We start from the raw sequence: 17,212 nt of genomic DNA, 5'->3' as shown, positions 1-17,212 counted from the left end.
ATGTCTCTTTCCAAAAAGCAGGCGCTCACGCAAGGGCGTTGCGGCATGCCTCTATTACAGGCTCGAGAACAGCGGCAAAACGGGACTGGCCTTCCGAGCTGCTCACCAGATCCTGCCGCATCTCCACGCCAAGGTACGGGATGCCTCGCGCTTCGGCATGACGGTTCATGGTAGCGTTCAGAATGGCGCCCGAATAGGGAAGTTGATCCCCAACGTTCAATCCTGCTGCTTCCAGCATCGGAATGGCAATGCGAGCGGCGCGATCGTCCTGGTTGTAAAGGACGCCGACGTGCCACGGCCGCCCCTCGTCACGAGACGAGAGCGATGGCGTAAAGCTGTGCAGAGAGAGGATGAAGGGCGTCGATAGCACATCAAGTGCAGCCTGAACGGCTGCATGATAGGGATAATAGAAGCGGCTCAGGCGGCGTTGACGGTCCACATCGACATTGCCGTGGATGTCGTGGCCATCACTTATCACAGGGATCAGCCCCGCCGCGTCCTCTTCCCGGTTCAGATCGATCACCAGCCGCGAAACACCTGCCAACATTGCTCCGCAGTCCGTGCGTTCGCAGAGCAGCTGCGCAACTTCCGCAACGCCGATGTCGATGGCGATATGCTGGCGCAGAAGCGCCGGATCGATACCCAGTTCGATGTCGGCGGGAACATGGGCGGAGGCGTGATCAGCGATGATCAGGACATCGCTGCCCCGTGGAGGAATGAAAATAAAAGCCTCGCTCATGAAGTCCTGATCCGGGTAGGTAGCACCCACCAATCTGCTGACATCGCGGCTGCCGCGCAATCCCGCGTCGAAATGCTGTCGAAGAGGGCGAAGCAGGTCGCTCCCGACCCCGACATGCGCGCCAGCTGAACTCCCGGCTGCTCCGAAAGGCGTTTCAACACCTCTTTGATCACAGGAACAAACTCAGCGGCAGAGGGATAAAGATCGTTGCGGCCAAGTCGCGAAATTGTCGAAAGATCGCTGGCATCCAGCGCGCCTCGATCCACCCCATCCCATCCGCCGAACACGGCTGCGGTGGAAAGACCAACGCCGGGGTTCACAAGAAGCAAGGGAGCGCCTGGCAGCTGAGGTATGTCCCGCAGGTCCAAGGCTTCCCCCCGACCCGTTCCCACAAGCGTCCTGCTCATCAGGCAGGCGGGTACATCCGATCCAAGTCTCGCGGCGATGCTCACAAGGTCAGCCTCGCTATGCCATAGACGGCCCAACAGCCGCAAAGTCGCGGCGGCATCGGCAGATCCACCCCCGATCCCGGAGGCTACCGGCAAGTTCTTCGTGAGACGGATATCCGCTCCCGCTCGGCTTTCACTCTGCTCCTTCAGCGCCATCGCTGCCCGGAGAACGAGATTATGCGGGCCAGTGTCCAATCCGTCGCCGAACGGTCCGTCGATCGTCAGATTCACCGCTCCATCAGCCCGCGAAGTAGCGACAAGCCGATCGCCATCCTCCGCGAACGCAAACAGGCTTTCGATATCGTGATAGCCATCGCGCCGTCGCAACCGAACATGCAGCGCGAGATTGATCTTGGCATGGGCGATTTCGGCGTCGGTAATCTCTTCGGTCAAGGCGCTGCAAACTCCGGTCTGAAGCCGCCGCTTACCTTGCTGCCGATGCGTATCGCTGCATCGCCTTCCGCAAAAGCCCGCGCCGCCGTCCAAGCATAGCGCGCTTCGTACCGTCGACCAACGGCCCACAAGGCGTCGCCGAGATGTTCGTTGATGGTGACGTCCGCTGGGGCGCCAGCGGCAGCCTTCTCCAGCATGGGCACCGCATTGCGCGGGTCACCAGCCACGAAGTGCGCCCATCCAAGCGAATCAGCTATCGAAGCATCTTCGGGCCGCAACGCCTGCGCCTTTCGAAGCAGCGCAAGAGCATCGGCGACGTTCTGCCGCCGTTCGATCTGAGCATATCCAAGATAGTTGAGAACAACCGGTTCTTCTGGAGCGAGGGCAGCGGCCTTATTCAAGGCAACTTCGGCTTCGCCCCAGCGGCCGCTCCGCTCCAGCGCGCTGCCTTCCAACAGATAGAGTGACCAGGGCACAGAGCCTTGCGGCAACCTGGTCTGTGCCGCCCTGTAGCTCTCTACCGCAGGCCCAAACTGCTTGGCCTCCGAAAGGAGGTTCGCAAATCGCAGATGTTGGGCAGCCGACGCATCAGGCTGTTCCACCGCTTCACGCGCCATCGCCAATGCCGCATCGCTCTGCCCGGATTGCGCCAGTGCCACGATCTGGACATCATCAGCCGACGATGCCCACGGGGAAGTACGATCGACTTTAGCGGCTTCGATCACCGCAGCCTTGGAGTAGCCGGCCAGTGCGAGTTGCCTGGCAATGGCAACACGCATTTCGGAACTGGCGGGGTCGGCGAAGCTCGCAAATCGGGCCAGCGTCAATGCCAGCGGACGACTGTCGCCATCGCCGACATCGATGGCCAGCTGCGCGAGCACGCGTCCGAAGCCCTGTTTTGGCGTGAGAGCGGGACTCTTGATGCGGCGTTTACGTAAGAGCTCCGCTTTTGCTGAGTTTAGCACGGGGTCATCGAGATTCAGCAAGGCGAGCGCATCATCGCGTTCGCCCAGCGCGGCAAGCCTACCAGCTATAGCGATCCGCAATCCCGCAAGCGTAGACGTCCGGACGGAGAGCGCGCGCATGATGGCAGGCTTCGCTCCGGCCAGATCCTCACGCGCCAGTGCCTGCAACGCCACGTGCTCATCTATATAGCGGCCGGTAAGCAGGCCGAACTGGCTTTTGACGTCGGCAGCGGGTGCCAGATACGGCCCCTCGGCAAGTGATACCCAGCTTGAAAGCAAAGGGGCAAGGAAGGCGAAGCTCTCCTCCGCTTTCATTCGGTCTGCCATACGCCGCGCTTCTGCCCAGTCTTTCCGGTCGAGCGCATCCACCGCAAACAGCAGTGCGCCGTCACGTGGCAAAACCCCCGCCTGATCCATCACGCGCGCAGCCTTCAAGGCCAGCGGCATATCTCCGGCAGCAATTGCCTGCCGATAGGATCGTAGCGCCAGAACGGCATTGTCCGGGTCCGCCGACAGAGCCTGAGCATAACCACTGACCGCCACCGGAAGCGACCTGTCGCCGTCTGCCAATCGTGCACGCACATAAGCGTCGAGCGCCGGAGCATCAACGACCGCAGCAGCCCCCGTCGGCAGCACTGCAGCCGCAGTAGCAGCCAAAAATATCAGGCGCCTACATGTTCGGATAGTTCGGTCCTCCGCCACCTTCGGGCACTACCCAGTTGATGTTCTGGGTCGGGTCCTTGATGTCGCACGTCTTGCAATGAACGCAATTCTGCGCGTTGATCTGGAAGCGAGGATTGCCCTCTTCTTCCCCGACGATCTCGTAAACTCCCGCCGGACAATAGCGTTGCGCCGGTTCGTCATATAGCGGCAGATTGTAGCTGATCGGGATCGAGGGGTCCTTCAACTGCAGGTGAACAGGCTGATCTTCCTCATGATTCGTGTTCGATAGAAACACGGAAGAGAGACGGTCGAAACTGATCACGCCATCGGGCTTGGGATAGGAGATCGGGGGGCAATGCTCCTTGCGCCACAGCTTTTCGTTGTCCTGCTTGTGCTTCATCGTGAACGGCAGCCCGATCTTGAGCTGACGCATCCACATGTCGATCCCTGCGAGTACGGTTCCGATGCTGTTGCCGTACTTTGCCAAAAGAGGCTCCGCGTTGCGAACCGTCTTCAGTTCCGTCGCGATCCAGCTCGAACGGAGGGTCTCTCCATAGCTCGTCAATTCATCGCCCGAACGATCCGCCTGAATAGCCGCAAACGCCGCTTCGGCTGCCAGCATGCCGGACTTCATGGCAGTGTGCGTGCCCTTGATCCTGGGGACGTTCACGAACCCGGCAGAGCAGCCGATCAATGCGCCGCCCGGAAACTCCAGCTTCGGCACCGACTGCCAGCCGCCCTCGTTGATGACACGCGCGCCGTAGGAAACGCGGCGGCCGCCCTCCAGATACTCACGTATCGAAGGATGCTGCTTCCAGCGCTGGAACTCCTCGAACGGGTACAGGTGCGGGTTGCGGTATCCAAGACCGACCACGAAGCCCAATGCCACCTGACCATTGGCCTGATGATAGAGAAAACCGCCGCCGTAGGCGTCTGACAGGGGCCAACCTTGCGTGTGAATGACCAGCCCCGGCTGATGCTTGGCCGGGTCGATATCCCACAATTCCTTCATGCCGAGACCATAAGTCTGCGGGCTGCAGTCGGCATCCAGAGCAAACTGCCGCTTCAGGATCTTCGTGAGATGTCCACGCGCGCCTTCTGCAAAGAACGTGTACTTCGCGTGCAACTCCAAGCCAGGCTGCCAGTCCCCCTTGCGCTCGCCTTCGCGCGATATGCCCATGTCACCCGTAGCGACGCCCTTAACCGAGCCGTCATCATTGTAGAGGATTTCTGCTGCGGCAAAGCCGGGGAAGATTTCCACGCCCAAACCTTCGGCCTGTTCCGCAAGCCAGCGGCACAAATTGCCCAACGATCCGGTATAGGTGCCTTCATTGCTCATGAAGGGCGGCAGCGCCAGATGCGGCATCGCATACTGGCCCTTTTCGGTCAGCACCCAATGACGGTTGTCCGTCACCGGCACATCCGCGAGGGAGCAGCCGGACGTGCGCCAGTCAGGCAGCAACTCGTCCAACGCCTTGGGATCGATGACCGCGCCCGAGAGAATATGAGCCCCGATCTCGGAACCCTTCTCCAGTACGCAAACTGCCAGCTCATTGCCCGCATCGTTCGCCAACTGCTTCAGCCGAATGGCTGCGCTTAGCCCTGCGGGGCCTCCCCCCACGATGACGATGTCGTAAGGCATCGATTCCCGGTCACTCATCCTTCAACTCCTGCTGATGACCACGTTAACCTTTACGGCCGTAGTCCGAATAGAGCGGCATCAGTCAGCCTCAACGGACCATCCGGCCGCCGCTTTTCGAAAACGTTTTGACAGATTGGGCGATGACTATTCTTGACCCGCTCGTCAACCTCTGTGCCTACATGACATCATGGATTTCGTGGGGGAATTTAACGCAACATCGTCAGTCGATTCTCTGATCGACTGGTGGGAAACGGCAGGGGTCGTCGGTGCCGTGTCGGAGGAGCCTGTAAATTGGCTCCAGCCTCGCTCGGCGCCTTCATCACCTCCTGTGGACGCAACCGCGCTGCCTTCCCCTGCTGCGGCCGAACATGTTTGGCCCGAATCTTTGGAGGCGTTCCAGGATTGGCTCGCCCAAGACGATAGCCTTCCTGAACTTGCCTGGCCCCAACTATCGGGTCAATCCAAGCGCGTGCTGCCTACGGGACCGACCGCTCCTTTCTTGATGGTCGTATGCGACATGCCCGATCTGGAAGACGTCGGAACCGGTTCATTGCTTGGCGAATCAGCGGGCCGACTATTCGATGCCATGTTGAACGCCATCGGGCTTGCGCGTGCCGAGGTTTATATGTCTTCCCTGGCCTTGACCCGCCCGGCCGGCGGGATCGTCAATGATGCCGACCTTGCACAGCTGGCGAAGAGAATGCGGCACCATATTTCGCTGGTAGGGCCCAGAAAGCTGCTGCTGCTGGGCGACAAGGTCAGCCGTGCCTTGATCCCGACAGTTGACGCGAAGAATGTCAGTGGTTTACGGCTTGTTAACCATGAGGGGGGCACTTTGGAAACCATAGCTACGATGCATCCTCGGGTGCTGTTGAAGCAGCCGGCGGCGAAGATGGCGTGCTGGCGTCAATTGCAACTTTTGATTGAGGCCCAGCCTGCATGATCCGCGCATCTTTTGCTTCCTTGTTTCTGGCTGGTGCTGTCGCTGCATCGATGCCAGCCTACGCGGCACCTGATGTCACACTGCCGGTTGACCCTCTTGCGGCGCTTGCAATGGCGCCGACCCCCACGGGTAATGCTCGTTACCAATATATATTTGCAGCGCTCGATGAACAGCGGTGGGCCGACGCCAAGGCGCAGATCGCGACTTTGGAAGAGGGGGACGCACTGCGCCCCTTTGCGCTGGCCGAACTCTACCTCGCCAAAAACTCTCCCAGGGTCGAACTGTTCGAACTGCTGGACTTGATCAATAAAGCCCCATGGCTACCACAGGCCGACCAGCTGAGCCGATTGGCAGAGCGCCGCGGTGCGCAGATTTTGCCTGCTTTGCCCCAGGTGCAAAAGCTCGTGTGGCTGGGTGCGTCACCCCGCCGGGAATATGTCGCGACGGTCAAGACCGACCTCGCGGCACAGGCTTTGGGGACCAAGGTCATCCCGCTCATCAAGGCGGACAATCCCACTGGTGCCGAATTCGAGATGACTGCGGTCGAGGCAACGCTTACGCCCGAGGGACGCACGGAATGGCGGCAACGGATCGCCTGGTCCTACTATATCGGCAATGACGACACTAACGCACGCCGCCTCGCGGCTGTCGCGCTCACCGATAATGTCGGGGGTGATTGGGCTGTGCAGGCGCACTGGACGATCGGATTGGCTGCATGGCGGCAGTCCGACTGCCGCGCCGCTGCTCAGGCATTTTCCAACGTCGCTGGTTTGGCACGCAATGTCGATATGCGCGCTGCCGGAGCTTACTGGGCTGCCCGATCTTACATGAATTGCGGCGAACCAGCGAAGGTCGCCGGACTGCTGAAAGTCGCAGCAAAGGCGCAAGAGACATTCTACGGGATGCTCGCGCGCGAATCCCTGGGCCTGAACGCAACGATTCCGGTGGCCATGACGGCGCGGGTGCCCGGTGACGTTCCTTCCATCCTCAAGGACGTTCCCAATGTAAAGGCAGCCATGCTTTTTTCTGCCATTGGCCGCCCCGGCAAGGCCGACGAGGCTCTGCGTTATCAGGCACGGCTTGGTGGAAGTGCCCAGTATGATGATCTTCTGAAAGTGGCCGGGACACTGAGCTTGCCTGCGACTCAACTCTGGCTCGCACATAATGGTCCCGCGGGATATCAGCCGGCGACATTCGCACGCTTCCCCGCTCCAGACTGGAAACCCGATGGCGGCTGGCGCGTAGATCCATCGCTTGTCTTTGCGCACACTCTCCAGGAATCAGGTTTTCGGGCTGATGCCGTGAGCAGCGCGGGCGCCTACGGCTTGATGCAGGTACGCGCCGGCACCGCAGGCGATGTCGCCGGTGCAATTGTCAGCACAGCACAGTTGCACACGCCGTCGATCAACATGGAATATGGCCAGCGATATCTGGAGCGGCTGCGGGATATGCCCGCCACGGGCGGTCTGCTGCCCAAGGTGATGGCGGCGTACAACGCGGGACCGACGCCGGTCGAGCGCTGGAATTATCAGGTGAAAGACGGCGGCGATCCGTTGCTCTTCATGGAGTCGCTGCCTTATTATGAAACGCGTGCCTATGTGAACATCGTGATGCGGAATTATTGGGTCTATCAACTGCAAGCGAAGGGTACTGCAGATTGCCTGACGGGCATGGCTCAGGGCCTTTGGCCTCGTTTTCCTGGCACCAAGGGCACTACGCTTGTGCGACTAAGTGCGGGCGGGAAGGTCGCTAGTGCCAATTGACGAGAGCGTTGGTTTCCGGCCCGTTAGGATCGCTGTACTGACAGTCTCCGACACACGCGGACGGGAAAACGATGCGTCCGGCGACGCCTTGGTGGGCCGCATAGAGGCCGCGGGCCATATTATAGTTGTCCGCACCATCGAACGCGATGACAAGGATGCGATAGTGGCCCGCCTCCAGGCGTGGATTAGCGATCCGGAGATCGATTGCATCATCACCACGGGCGGCACAGGCGTCACGGGGAGGGACGTCACGCCCGAAGCGCTCGCACAAGTTCAGGACAAAGAAATCCCCGGTTTCGGGGAGTTATTCCGCTGGCTGAGCTATCAGAAGATCGGCACATCCACGATCCAGTCCCGTGCAACTGCCTGCGTAGCGCGGGGCACGTATATCTTTGCGCTTCCCGGCTCTACCGGCGCAGTCAAGGACGCTTGGGATGGCATATTGGTCACGCAACTGGACAACCGATTCCGGCCCTGTAATTTCGTGGAATTGATGCCCCTGCTGAAGGAGCGGTAAGCTTTCGAAGCCGAGCTAGAACCAGCCTGCCCATTTGCCCAGCATCCGGATTGCCACATACAGGATGAGCACAGCCGTCGTACGCCGCACCAGAGATGCAGGCAGCAGGCGAATGCCGACATGGCTACCCAGTTGCCCACCGATCAGTACCGCCACCCCCAACGGCCAGTAGGAAAGAAACTTCGCTTCCAGCACTGGATCGTCCACTTTCATCAACTGCCCGATAAGTCCCGCGATGGAGTTGACGAGGATGAATACGCTGGCGGAAGCGGCGATGCGCTTGGCCCGTGCCCATCCGATCAGATGCATGATCGGCGCCAGGAAGATACCGCCGCCGATTCCCACCAATCCCGACAAGAAACCGACGCCCGCCCCCAACAGCGGCGTCAGAACACGGCTTTGTGTATCTGGCAGATCCTCCTGCCGCTCCGGCTGGAACAGCAGCAATATGCCCGCTGCCAGCAGCGACAGTCCCAGCAAACCCGTGAACAACATTTCGGATATCGGCATACGCCCACCCGCCCAGGCCAGCGGCGCAGACAGCAGCAGGATCGGCCAAAGCCTGGTCCATGGAACCAGCGCCGCTCGCGTAAAGCGGATCGACCCACCGGTGACGACGATGATGTTGCAAATCAGCGCTATGGCAGGGAGGATGCGGTAATCCACACCCCACAGTGCCAATAGAGCATTATACGTCGAACCTCCGCCGAACCCCACCGACGCATAAAGCGCAGCGGTAATGCCGAACAGTAAAGCGAGCGGCGTCAACGAATATCAGGCCAGTTGGCCATGACAATGCTTGTACTTCAACCCCGATCCGCAAGGGCAAGTCGCGTTACGGCTGATGTTCTGACCTTCGAAGGGATCATTGCCAATGGCCCCGCTGATGGACGGGCGCGGCAAAGTCGTCGTCAGAAATCCGGCAGGGCCACCATCGCGATCCGCGCTGTCATCTTCTCCCGTGAACGGATCGATGTGCGTGGTGATGAAGTCGGGCAGGACCGGCAGATCGAACTGCGGCAGCGGATCGCTTTCCAGGCGGAACTGAACGCGCGCGATCGTCTGCGTCACATCTTCGCGGATGTTCGACAGCATCCGCTCGAACAGCGCGAAAGCTTCCTGCTTATATTCATTGATCGGCGTCTTCTGCGCATAGGCGCGCAAATGCACCACCTGCCGCAACGCATCGAGCGTCGAGAGATGCTCTTTCCAGTGATGGTCGAGGCTCTGCAGCAGGATGCTTTTCTCAACGCCGTGCCAGCTTTCGATATCCAACTCGGCTGTCTTCTCCGCGACCTGCGCATCGGCAAGTTCGGTCAAACGCTGCTCGATCAATTCGGGATCTACGGCATCCTCGTTCAGCCAGCTATCGATATCCGGCTCGATACCCAGGATTTCAGCGCTGCGAGTTTTCAGGCTCTCGACATCCCACTGCTCGGGATAGGCGCCCGGCGGGCAGGCATCCGCGATGATATCGTTCACGGTTTCGTGGCGCATATCGATCACGACGTCGTCCACCGTGTCGGCATCCATGATGTCGGAGCGCTGTTCATAGATGACCTTGCGCTGGTCGTTCATCACGTCATCATATTCTACGACCTGCTTGCGGATATCGTAGTTGCGCGCCTCGACCTTTTTCTGCGCAGTCTCGATGGCCTTGCTCAGCCATTTCGAGCCGATGGCCTCGCCATCCGCCATATTGTTATTCATCATGCGCGCGAACAACGTGTCCGGACCGAAGATGCGCAGCAGATCATCCTCAAGGCTGAGGTAAAAGCGCGACAGGCCCGGATCGCCCTGACGCCCCGAACGGCCACGAAGCTGGTTGTCGATGCGACGGCTCTCATGCCGCTCCGTGCCGAGGACGAACAGTCCGCCAGCAGCCAGCACTTCGGCTTTCTCAGCCTCAATTTCAGCTTCGATCTTGGCAATGGCTGCGTCGCGCTCGGGTCCTTCCGGCGTCTCGGCCAGTTCCTGCTCGATGCGGAACTCGGCATTGCCGCCCAGCTTGATGTCGGTGCCGCGCCCGGCCATGTTCGTCGCGATCGTCACAGCGCCCTTCCGGCCTGCCTGTGCCACGATATAGGCTTCCTGTTCATGGAAGCGCGCATTCAACACCGCGTGTGCGACGCCTTCTTCCTTCAGGAAGTCGGACAGCATTTCGGACTTTTCAATGGATACGGTGCCAACGAGAACCGGCTGGCCGATCTTGGCCTTCTCGCCGATCGCCTTTGCAATGGCGCGGAACTTGTCCTGCGTGTTCTTGTAGAATTCGTCTTCCTCGTCGATCCGTTGCACCGGCACATTGGTCGGGATCGTGACGACGTTCATCTTGTAAATTTCGAAGAACTCGGTCGCTTCGGTCGCGGCTGTGCCCGTCATGCCGGAAAGCTTCGGATACATGCGGAAATAGTTCTGGAAGGTGATCGATGCGAGCGTCTGGTTTTCCGGCTCGATTTCAACGCCTTCCTTGGCTTCGACGGCCTGGTGCAGACCATCGGACCAGCGGCGCCCGTCCATCATGCGGCCGGTGAACTCATCGATGATGATGACCTTCCCGTCCTTCACGATATAGTCGATGTCGCGGCGGAACATCATAACAGCGCGCAGGGCCTGGTTCACATGATGAACAACCTGCGTATTCTCGAAATCATAGAGGTTCGTGCCTTCAATCAGCCCCGCTTGCTCAAGCAGGCGCTCGATCTTCTCGGTGCCGTCCTCGGTCAGCGTGATATTGCGCTGCTTCTCGTCCTTCTCGTAATCCACGTCGGATAGCTGCTTCACGATAAGATCGACGGAACGATATAGGTCGGACTTGTCGTCGGTCGGCCCGGAGATGATAAGCGGCGTCCGCGCCTCGTCGATCAGGATCGAATCCACTTCATCGATGATCGCGTAGTTGAAGGGTCGCTGCACCATCGACGCACGATCGTACTTCATGTTATCACGCAGGTAATCGAAGCCGAGTTCGTTGTTCGTCGCATAGGTGATATCGGCAGCATAAGCATCGCGCCGCTCATCCTCGCGCATATTGGGCACGATAACGCCAGTCGTCAGTCCCAGGAAGCGATAGACCTGCCCCATCCAGTCGCAATCGCGCCGCACCAGATAGTCGTTGACGGTGACGACATGCACGCCCTTGCCTTCAAGAGCGTTCAGATAGGTGGCGGTCGTCGCCACCAGCGTCTTGCCCTCGCCCGTCCGCATTTCCGCGATCTCGCCGCGATGCAGAACGATACCGCCGACCATCTGGACGTCATAATGACGTTGGCCCAGCGTCCGCTGAGATGCTTCGCGTACCGTGGCAAACGCTTCGGGCAGCAGATCGTCCAGAGTCTCGCCAGCCGCCAGCCGCTCGCGAAAGCGGACAGTCTGTGCGGCAAGGTCTTCATCGGAAAGTGCGGAAATCTGTGGTTCGAACGCCGCGATCTGGTCGACCGTCTTTTGCATCGACTTAACATAGCGTTCGTTTGATGATCCGAAGATCGTTTTGGCGAGTGCGCCGAACATGCAATTTCCTATATTCCGGGGCGGACAGGGCCCGTCGGACCTTAGCCTATATGCGCCGCGATGTAGGGTGCGGCCCGATGTTAGTCAATTGGAGTGGTGCGAACGACGAACTGAACAACGTCGGAGCCCGAAGCGAAATATTCCATCCGCGCGTGTGGCACTTGCAAAGCTGTGACAGTGCAGTAGCGCACCAGAATGACAGATGCGATCCCCGGCCTATCCATTTACGCAATAGGCATCGGTTCAAACCAGCCTCTCGCACGAGGGCTTGGGCCTTCGGCTCTGGTGGACGCCGCTATTGAGGCACTGGACAACCCGCCGCTGTCCCTGCTGGCACGATCCGGAATAATGCAGACAGCGCCGCTGGGCCCTTCTCGCCGTCGTTATGCCAATGCTGCCGCGTTAATAGAGACAGCAATGTCGCCCCCTTGCCTGCTGGCGCATTTGCAGGAGATCGAAAACCGCTTTGGCCGCCGCCGCTACCGCCGATGGAGCGCACGTACATTGGATCTCGACATCATCTTGTGGTCCGGAGGTATATGGTCGAATGCAGGTCTCTCCATCCCTCACATAGCTTTCCGCCAGCGTAACTTCGTCCTCGCTCCGCTGTCTGCCATCGCACCGGACTGGCGGGATCCGGTGCAGAGGCTGACGATCAAACACCTCGCCATCCGCCTTCGACGCAGGAAGCCGGTTGACCATGGGGCGAACCCCCTCTAGGGCACCGCTACCGCACGGCCCGGCATTAACGCCGCGCCCGTGGGCCCTTAGCTCAGTCGGTAGAGCAACTGACTTTTAATCAGTAGGTCGCTGGTTCGAACCCAGCAGGGCTCACCATTTTCACCATTGAAGTACAACGCTTCGAAGCAAGGCGGACCTATGTGCTCCGACAGCCATTCCAACAAATGGATCAATTTGAGCAGACAGGCTCTGCGGAATGCTCCACCGCGACCCTTCGCCCATTGAGGCCGTATGATGCTCGCATACTACGCAAATAACATCAGACTGGCTGGGGCGGCAGGATTCGAACCTGCGCATGGCGGCATCAAAAGCCGCTGCCTTACCGCTTGGCGACGCCCCAGTGCGTTGGCCTTGGCGGACCTATAGGCCGCGAACCGCCGAAAGCAAGTCCCTCCCGATCATCAGATCAGACGGTTCACCCACCCGTGAGGATCGGGAGCAGTCCCCCTCTGAATAGATGTCAGCGCTTGCAGTATGCGCTCCGTCGTCGGTCCAGGCTTGCCATCGCCGATGACAAAATCGCCTTCCACTGATTTCACCGTGCCGACGGCAGTGACTACAGCTGCCGTGCCACACGCGAATGTTTCGGTCAGACGCCCACTCGCGGCATCTGCGCGCCAATCGGCAAAACTATAAGGCTCTTCACGAACCGAAAGCCCCAGATCATGCGCCATAGTTAATACAGAATCGCGGGTTATGCCTGGCAGGATAGTGCCAGTCAGCGGAGGCGTAGCCATCGTACCATCGCTGAAAACGAAGAACAGGTTCATGCCGCCGAGTTCCTCGATCCACCGTCTCTCAGCAGCGTCGAGAAAGGCGACCTGATCGCACCCCTGCTCATTCGCCTGCGCCTGCGCGACCAGGCTGGCCGCATAATTGCCGCCGCATTTGGCCGCACCTGTCCCACCGGAGGCAGCACGGCTGTAATCCTGAGAAACCCATATGGAAACTGCTTTGCTTCCACCCTTGAAATATGCACCGACCGACGATGCGATCACGACATATAGATATTCATGTGCAGGACGCACGCCAAGGAACACCTCGCTGGCGAACATGAAAGGACGCAGGTAAAGCGAGCCCAAGTCGCCGCCTGGAATCCACGCCTGATCGATGCTGACCAACTGGCGGACGGATTCCAGGAAAACATCTTCCGGCAATTCCGGCATCGCCATGCGTTTCGCCGACTCACGAAATCTCCGGGCATTGGCATCGGGCCTGAACAACGCCGTAGTGCCGTCGTTCAGGCGGTATGCCTTCATACCCTCGAAGATTTCCTGGGCATAATGCAAAACGGAGGTGGCCGGGTCCATCGGAATGGGCGCACGGGCACCAACGGTCGCGTCATGCCATCCTTTGTCGATCGCATATCGTATCGTCACCATATGGTCAGTGAAAACACGTCCAAAGCCCGGGTCAACGAGCATGGCTTCGCGCACATCGGCCGTAGCCGGGGTCGCGTTGGGAATAACATTGAATTCCAGCCTGGAATCTATCATCAGTTTAGCAGCCTTCGATAAGCTTCTTGAGCCGCCGTACGATAGTGCTTTGGCTTCGGAGTTGCGCGAACCTAGTCGCCTCGTCTATATACGTCAATATGGCTGTCCCATCCCCACCTGCCTCGCCGCTTTTTCTACGTGAAGATGAGATCCGCAGAGGGGTCGAACTGCTATACTTCGGCTACAGCAACCTCACTCAATCGATCGACGCGGGGCTGGCTGTGCTTGGCCTGGGTAGAGCCCACCATCGTGCCCTTTATTTTATCTCCCGCCAGCCCGATTTGACCGTCAGCGACTTGTTGAAGCTACTGGCGATAACGAAGCAATCGCTGGGACGAGTACTGACCGAATTGATCGAGCGCGAGTATATCGAAACGCGACCCGGCCAGCGGGACCGGCGTCAGAAGCTGCTTCGGCTGACTACTGCAGGGACAGCGTTAGAGGCGGATTTGTTCCGTGCTTTGCGGGAGAAGATGGCCACCGCTTATGGACAGGCGGGTCAGGGGTCGGTTACCGGATTCTGGCGCGTTCTGGAGGGGCTGATACCCGCTGAGGACCTCTCGATGGTCGCTGGTCTGCGCTCCGCTCCAGAGCAACCAGTGCATCTTCGAGGAGCCCAACATGGCTCTCGATGATTTCCGTTGAAGATCGTTTTGGCAGGAGACTGACGTGAGAACAGGCATTATCGCTTCCTTGAGCCTTATCTTTGCCCTCGGCATGTCCGCATGTTCCGAAAAGACTCAGGATCAGGTTGGCCAAGCCAGCGAAGCGATCGGGAACGACATAGAGCGCGGCATCAATAACGCGGATGACAAGATTGCGGCAGGTGCGGAAAAGACTGGTCGCGCTATCGAGAACATAGGACATGACGTAGGCGCGGCCGCGAGTGACCTTGGGTCAAGCGCAAAGAACGAAGCGGCAGCCGCAACGGACGATGCTTCCAAAACACTTGAAAAGGCGGGCCGAGATATCAGGGACTGAGCGAAAGTATCTCTGCCGCCTTGATGATCGCTTGACCCGCTGCCTCGACTGGTCTGAATGCTGCAGCGATGCAGCTTTCTCCTGAGCCTCTAGGCATACCTAACAAATCGGTTGGCTATTCGGCAAAGCAGAACTGGCGCTGCTTGGTATAACCGTCCTTTGGGGCGCAACATTCCTCATCGTTCAGACTGCCCTGACTGCGACGGGTCCGTTATTCTTCGTGGGCCTGCGATTTGGCACTGCCTTCCTCGTTTCCGCTCTCTTCGCTGGCCGAACTCTACAAGGGCTTACCGTCAAGGAATGCTGGGCGGGTACGGCGATAGGGCTGGGCATCTTCGTCGGATACGGGCTGCAAACCTGGGGCCTCCAGTACATACCGAGCAGCACTTCTGCCTTCATCACGGCGGCATATGTGCCGTTGGTCCCTGTGCTGCAGTGGCTCATGCTGGGGAGGCGACCGCACCTGATGAGTTGGATCGGCGTAGCCTGTGCGTTCAGTGGCCTGCTTCTGCTCGCAGGTCCTCAGCCCGGCGTGACGATGGGACGCGGCGAGTTGCTGACCTTGATCAGCACCATCGCAATAGCCGTAGAAATAGTGCTCATCAGCCGATGGGCCGGGAGCGTGGATGCCATTCGGGTTACCGTCGTGCAAGTCGGTGCGACTTCGCTTTTCGCCTGCGCTGCCATGGTACCGGCGGGCGAGAGCGTTCCTCAGATCTCGTGGCTGCTGGTCCTGTGCGCCTGTGGGCTTGGGTTGATGAGCGCCGTGATCCAGTTGGTGATGAACTGGGCGCAGCGGACGGTCTCAGCTACGCGTGCAACACTTATTTATGCAGGCGAGCCCCTGTGGGCGGGAATAGTGGGACGTTGGGCGGGGGAAAGACTGCCTGGATCCGCCTTTGCAGGCGCCGCGCTGATTGTGGCGGGCGTTATCGTCAGCGAAATTCGATTTCGTACCAGAGGCTCGGGCGACAGCAACCGCTAATCACCTGCCAGTTCGATGCCACGATTCCGTGCGGCCCTAAGCGTCTCTCTGAGCAGGCTTTTAAGGGCGTCACCGTCGTCCAGCACATCCATGCCTTTACGGGTCATTCCCCCCGGGCTCGCTACCTGTTCGGCGAGGACGCCTGGGCTATTCTCGGACTGGCCCGCCAAGGTCGCTGCACCGCCAACAGTAGCTAGCGCAAGACGTTCGGCCTGAGAACGCTCCAGGCCGAGTTCCTCCGCTGCGCCAGCTAATGCGTCGATAAAGCGGAAGAGATAAGCGGGACCGCATCCTGACAATGCCGTGACCAGGTTGAAGGCATCCTCATCCGCGATCCATTCGACTAGCCCCAGTGGCCGCATGAGATCCGTGCAGGCGGCGCGACATTCAGGAGAGGTACTTTCATCGGCGTAAAGAGCACACACCCCCTCTCCCACCGCCACGGGTGTGTTCGGCATGATCCTGACCACGTCGGAGACGGAGGGGAAATGATGTCGCAGGCCATCGACCTTGATGCCAGCGAGGATCGAAATGAGAGCGACTTCCGGCGTTACATGGCTGCCAAAGGTTGCGGCTACTTGGCCAATCTGCTGCGGTTTCATGGCGAGCATGACCACAGTACCGGCCGGCAGCTTCAAGGGCGGCGTGCTCACCACCTGAACACCGGGCGCGGCCGGTTTGCCGCTTGGGCGAAACACCGTTACGTTCGCCGGATCCAAACCGCACGCGATCCAGCGGGACAGCATAGCGCCACCCATATTCCCGCACCCGATCATGAAGAGGTGCTTGGGCCATTGCTGAGTCATAGGAAATTTACTGTCGCGTGAAGGCCGATCACCTAAAGCTCCCTACCCCCCGGCATATACGAAGCGGCCAAGGCGTCAGGCTTCGCCACGCGTTTCGATAAGACTCGCGCTGATCGCTTCGCTCGGGCTCTTGCCGCCCCAAAGCACGAACTGGAAGACAGGATAGAAGCGTTCACATTCATCGAGCGCCGTCTCCACGAGAATCTGCGCCTGATCGAGAGTCATGCCGTCGCCCTGCCCCAACAGCGCACCGTGGCGGAACAAGACGATTCCGCTGGATGACCAAAGCTCGAAGTGACCAAGCCATAATTGCTCGTTAATCAGGCCGATCGTCTCATAGATCGCGGATCTTTTGTCGTCAGCTACCTTGATGTCGGGCAATGCGAGAAGCTGAAGCACCTGATCTTCTTCGCGCCAGATCGCCCGCAATTCATACTGAGCCCAACTCCCCTGCGTCGTGGCCGCAATCTCGTCGTCCCCGGCATATTCGAACGACCAGCCGTGCGCTTCGAAATACGCCGCCAGCATGTCGATCGGTGCAGCTTCCTGCCCATTTTGTTCGAATTCGTCGCTACCCATCATTTCGCTTATATCAACTGGCTGCACGCGGCTAAACCCG

16 protein-coding genes and 2 tRNA genes are annotated in these 17,212 nt (G+C 59.4%); 8 read left to right on the top strand and 10 right to left on the bottom strand.

What is annotated here, in order from left to right; all coding sequences use genetic code 11:
- Window positions 1-25: 25 nt before the first annotated feature.
- The 4 genes from QHC67_RS01620 to QHC67_RS01605 are packed head-to-tail and all read right to left on the bottom strand — an operon-like array spanning window position 26 to window position 4,869.
- The gene (locus QHC67_RS01620; protein ID WP_319290231.1) at window positions 26-739 is read right to left on the bottom strand and encodes an N-formylglutamate amidohydrolase; all 714 of its coding nucleotides are present in this window, start codon (window positions 737-739) and stop codon (window positions 26-28) included.
- Window positions 736-1,581: a 4-(cytidine 5'-diphospho)-2-C-methyl-D-erythritol kinase gene (locus QHC67_RS01615; protein ID WP_319290229.1), complete on the bottom strand. Its 846-nt coding sequence runs from the start codon at window positions 1,579-1,581 to the stop codon at window positions 736-738. Before QHC67_RS01615 ends, QHC67_RS01620 begins: the two co-directional genes overlap by 4 nt.
- Window positions 1,578-3,203 carry a hypothetical protein gene (locus QHC67_RS01610; protein WP_319290227.1) on the bottom strand — a complete coding sequence of 542 codons (1,626 nt, stop codon included), beginning with the start codon at window positions 3,201-3,203 and terminating at the stop codon, window positions 1,578-1,580. Before QHC67_RS01610 ends, QHC67_RS01615 begins: the two co-directional genes overlap by 4 nt.
- Window positions 3,204-3,216: 13 nt before the next feature.
- Window positions 3,217-4,869, bottom strand: a complete 1,653-nt coding sequence (locus tag QHC67_RS01605) for an electron transfer flavoprotein-ubiquinone oxidoreductase (protein ID WP_319290225.1) — start codon at window positions 4,867-4,869, stop codon at window positions 3,217-3,219.
- 169 nt (window positions 4,870-5,038) lie between these two features.
- On the opposite strand from QHC67_RS01605, the gene QHC67_RS01600 reads away from it, so the two are divergent.
- From QHC67_RS01600 to moaB, 3 genes are read left to right on the top strand one after another with little or no spacing between them, the layout of a single operon-like run.
- Window positions 5,039-5,794 (top strand): uracil-DNA glycosylase family protein, encoded by a 756-nt coding sequence (locus tag QHC67_RS01600; protein WP_319290223.1) that lies wholly within the window; start codon window positions 5,039-5,041, stop codon window positions 5,792-5,794.
- The gene (locus QHC67_RS01595) at window positions 5,791-7,557 is read left to right on the top strand and encodes a lytic transglycosylase domain-containing protein (RefSeq protein WP_319290221.1); all 1,767 of its coding nucleotides are present in this window, start codon (window positions 5,791-5,793) and stop codon (window positions 7,555-7,557) included. Before QHC67_RS01600 ends, QHC67_RS01595 begins: the two co-directional genes overlap by 4 nt.
- Window positions 7,547-8,074, top strand: a complete 528-nt coding sequence (moaB, locus tag QHC67_RS01590; protein WP_319290219.1) for a molybdenum cofactor biosynthesis protein B — start codon at window positions 7,547-7,549, stop codon at window positions 8,072-8,074. Before QHC67_RS01595 ends, moaB begins: the two co-directional genes overlap by 11 nt.
- A gap of 15 nt (window positions 8,075-8,089) precedes the next feature.
- On the opposite strand, the gene QHC67_RS01585 is transcribed toward moaB, so the two are convergent.
- Complete coding sequence (locus QHC67_RS01585; RefSeq protein ID WP_319290217.1) at window positions 8,090-8,842, bottom strand: sulfite exporter TauE/SafE family protein; 753 nt, start codon at window positions 8,840-8,842, stop codon at window positions 8,090-8,092.
- Window positions 8,843-8,848: 6 nt separating this feature from the next.
- Window positions 8,849-11,584: a preprotein translocase subunit SecA gene (secA, locus tag QHC67_RS01580; RefSeq protein WP_319290216.1), complete on the bottom strand. Its 2,736-nt coding sequence runs from the start codon at window positions 11,582-11,584 to the stop codon at window positions 8,849-8,851.
- Between the two features lie 195 nt (window positions 11,585-11,779).
- Here secA and folK point away from each other — a divergent pair, with 195 nt between their 5' ends.
- Complete coding sequence (gene folK / locus QHC67_RS01575) at window positions 11,780-12,304, top strand: 2-amino-4-hydroxy-6-hydroxymethyldihydropteridine diphosphokinase (RefSeq protein WP_319290215.1); 525 nt, start codon at window positions 11,780-11,782, stop codon at window positions 12,302-12,304.
- A 41-nt stretch (window positions 12,305-12,345) separates the two neighbouring features.
- Window positions 12,346-12,421: transfer RNA gene (locus tag QHC67_RS01570), tRNA-Lys, on the top strand.
- Between the two features lie 169 nt (window positions 12,422-12,590).
- Here the strand turns inward: QHC67_RS01570 and QHC67_RS01565 are convergent.
- Both QHC67_RS01565 and QHC67_RS01560 read right to left on the bottom strand, forming a co-directional pair.
- Window positions 12,591-12,665, bottom strand: a tRNA-Gln gene (locus QHC67_RS01565).
- A 61-nt stretch (window positions 12,666-12,726) separates the two neighbouring features.
- Window positions 12,727-13,821 carry a branched-chain amino acid aminotransferase gene (locus QHC67_RS01560; protein WP_319290214.1) on the bottom strand — a complete coding sequence of 365 codons (1,095 nt, stop codon included), beginning with the start codon at window positions 13,819-13,821 and terminating at the stop codon, window positions 12,727-12,729.
- A gap of 98 nt (window positions 13,822-13,919) precedes the next feature.
- On the opposite strand from QHC67_RS01560, the gene QHC67_RS01555 reads away from it, so the two are divergent.
- The 3 genes from QHC67_RS01555 (at window position 13,920) to QHC67_RS01545 (ending at window position 15,787) form a co-directional block, all read left to right on the top strand.
- The gene (locus QHC67_RS01555; RefSeq protein WP_319290213.1) at window positions 13,920-14,456 is read left to right on the top strand and encodes a MarR family winged helix-turn-helix transcriptional regulator; all 537 of its coding nucleotides are present in this window, start codon (window positions 13,920-13,922) and stop codon (window positions 14,454-14,456) included.
- Between the two features lie 34 nt (window positions 14,457-14,490).
- Window positions 14,491-14,802, top strand: coding sequence for a hypothetical protein (locus QHC67_RS01550; RefSeq protein WP_319290212.1), 312 nt, complete (start codon window positions 14,491-14,493; stop codon window positions 14,800-14,802).
- 106 nt (window positions 14,803-14,908) lie between these two features.
- Window positions 14,909-15,787: a DMT family transporter gene (locus tag QHC67_RS01545; RefSeq protein WP_319290427.1), complete on the top strand. Its 879-nt coding sequence runs from the start codon at window positions 14,909-14,911 to the stop codon at window positions 15,785-15,787.
- Here the strand turns inward: QHC67_RS01545 and proC are convergent.
- Both proC and QHC67_RS01535 read right to left on the bottom strand, forming a co-directional pair.
- Window positions 15,784-16,593 carry a pyrroline-5-carboxylate reductase gene (proC, locus tag QHC67_RS01540; RefSeq protein ID WP_319290210.1) on the bottom strand — a complete coding sequence of 270 codons (810 nt, stop codon included), beginning with the start codon at window positions 16,591-16,593 and terminating at the stop codon, window positions 15,784-15,786. The two genes, QHC67_RS01545 and proC, sit on opposite strands and share 4 nt — an antisense overlap.
- Before the next feature lie 75 nt (window positions 16,594-16,668).
- A complete protein-coding gene (locus tag QHC67_RS01535; RefSeq protein ID WP_319290208.1) occupies window positions 16,669-17,175 on the bottom strand; it encodes a YbjN domain-containing protein in 507 nt (168 codons plus the stop codon).
- Window positions 17,176-17,212 lie beyond the last annotated feature (37 nt).

Origin of the sequence: Sphingobium sp., assembly GCF_033795625.1 — a bacterium.
GTDB lineage: Bacteria > Pseudomonadota > Alphaproteobacteria > Sphingomonadales > Sphingomonadaceae > Sphingobium.
The sequence above is the reverse complement of the archived record's forward strand: the minus strand, read 5'-3'. Positions and strand labels throughout refer to the sequence as shown.

Excerpts from the sequence above, each read along its gene's own strand:
- QHC67_RS01560 (WP_319290214.1), bottom strand. The coding sequence starts at position 13,821 with ATGATAGATTCCAGGCTGGAATTCAATGTTATTCCCAACGCGACCCCG.
- QHC67_RS01595 (WP_319290221.1), top strand. The coding sequence starts at position 5,791 with ATGATCCGCGCATCTTTTGCTTCCTTGTTTCTGGCTGGTGCTGTCGCT.
- QHC67_RS01620 (WP_319290231.1), bottom strand. The coding sequence starts at position 739 with ATGAGCGAGGCTTTTATTTTCATTCCTCCACGGGGCAGCGATGTCCTG.
- QHC67_RS01535 (WP_319290208.1), bottom strand. The coding sequence starts at position 17,175 with ATGATGGGTAGCGACGAATTCGAACAAAATGGGCAGGAAGCTGCACCG.
- QHC67_RS01600 (WP_319290223.1), top strand. The coding sequence starts at position 5,039 with ATGGATTTCGTGGGGGAATTTAACGCAACATCGTCAGTCGATTCTCTG.
- proC (WP_319290210.1), bottom strand. The coding sequence starts at position 16,593 with ATGACTCAGCAATGGCCCAAGCACCTCTTCATGATCGGGTGCGGGAAT.
- folK (WP_319290215.1), top strand. The coding sequence starts at position 11,780 with ATGACAGATGCGATCCCCGGCCTATCCATTTACGCAATAGGCATCGGT.
- QHC67_RS01605 (WP_319290225.1), bottom strand. The coding sequence starts at position 4,869 with ATGAGTGACCGGGAATCGATGCCTTACGACATCGTCATCGTGGGGGGA.
- secA (WP_319290216.1), bottom strand. The coding sequence starts at position 11,584 with ATGTTCGGCGCACTCGCCAAAACGATCTTCGGATCATCAAACGAACGC.
- QHC67_RS01555 (WP_319290213.1), top strand. The coding sequence starts at position 13,920 with ATGGCTGTCCCATCCCCACCTGCCTCGCCGCTTTTTCTACGTGAAGAT.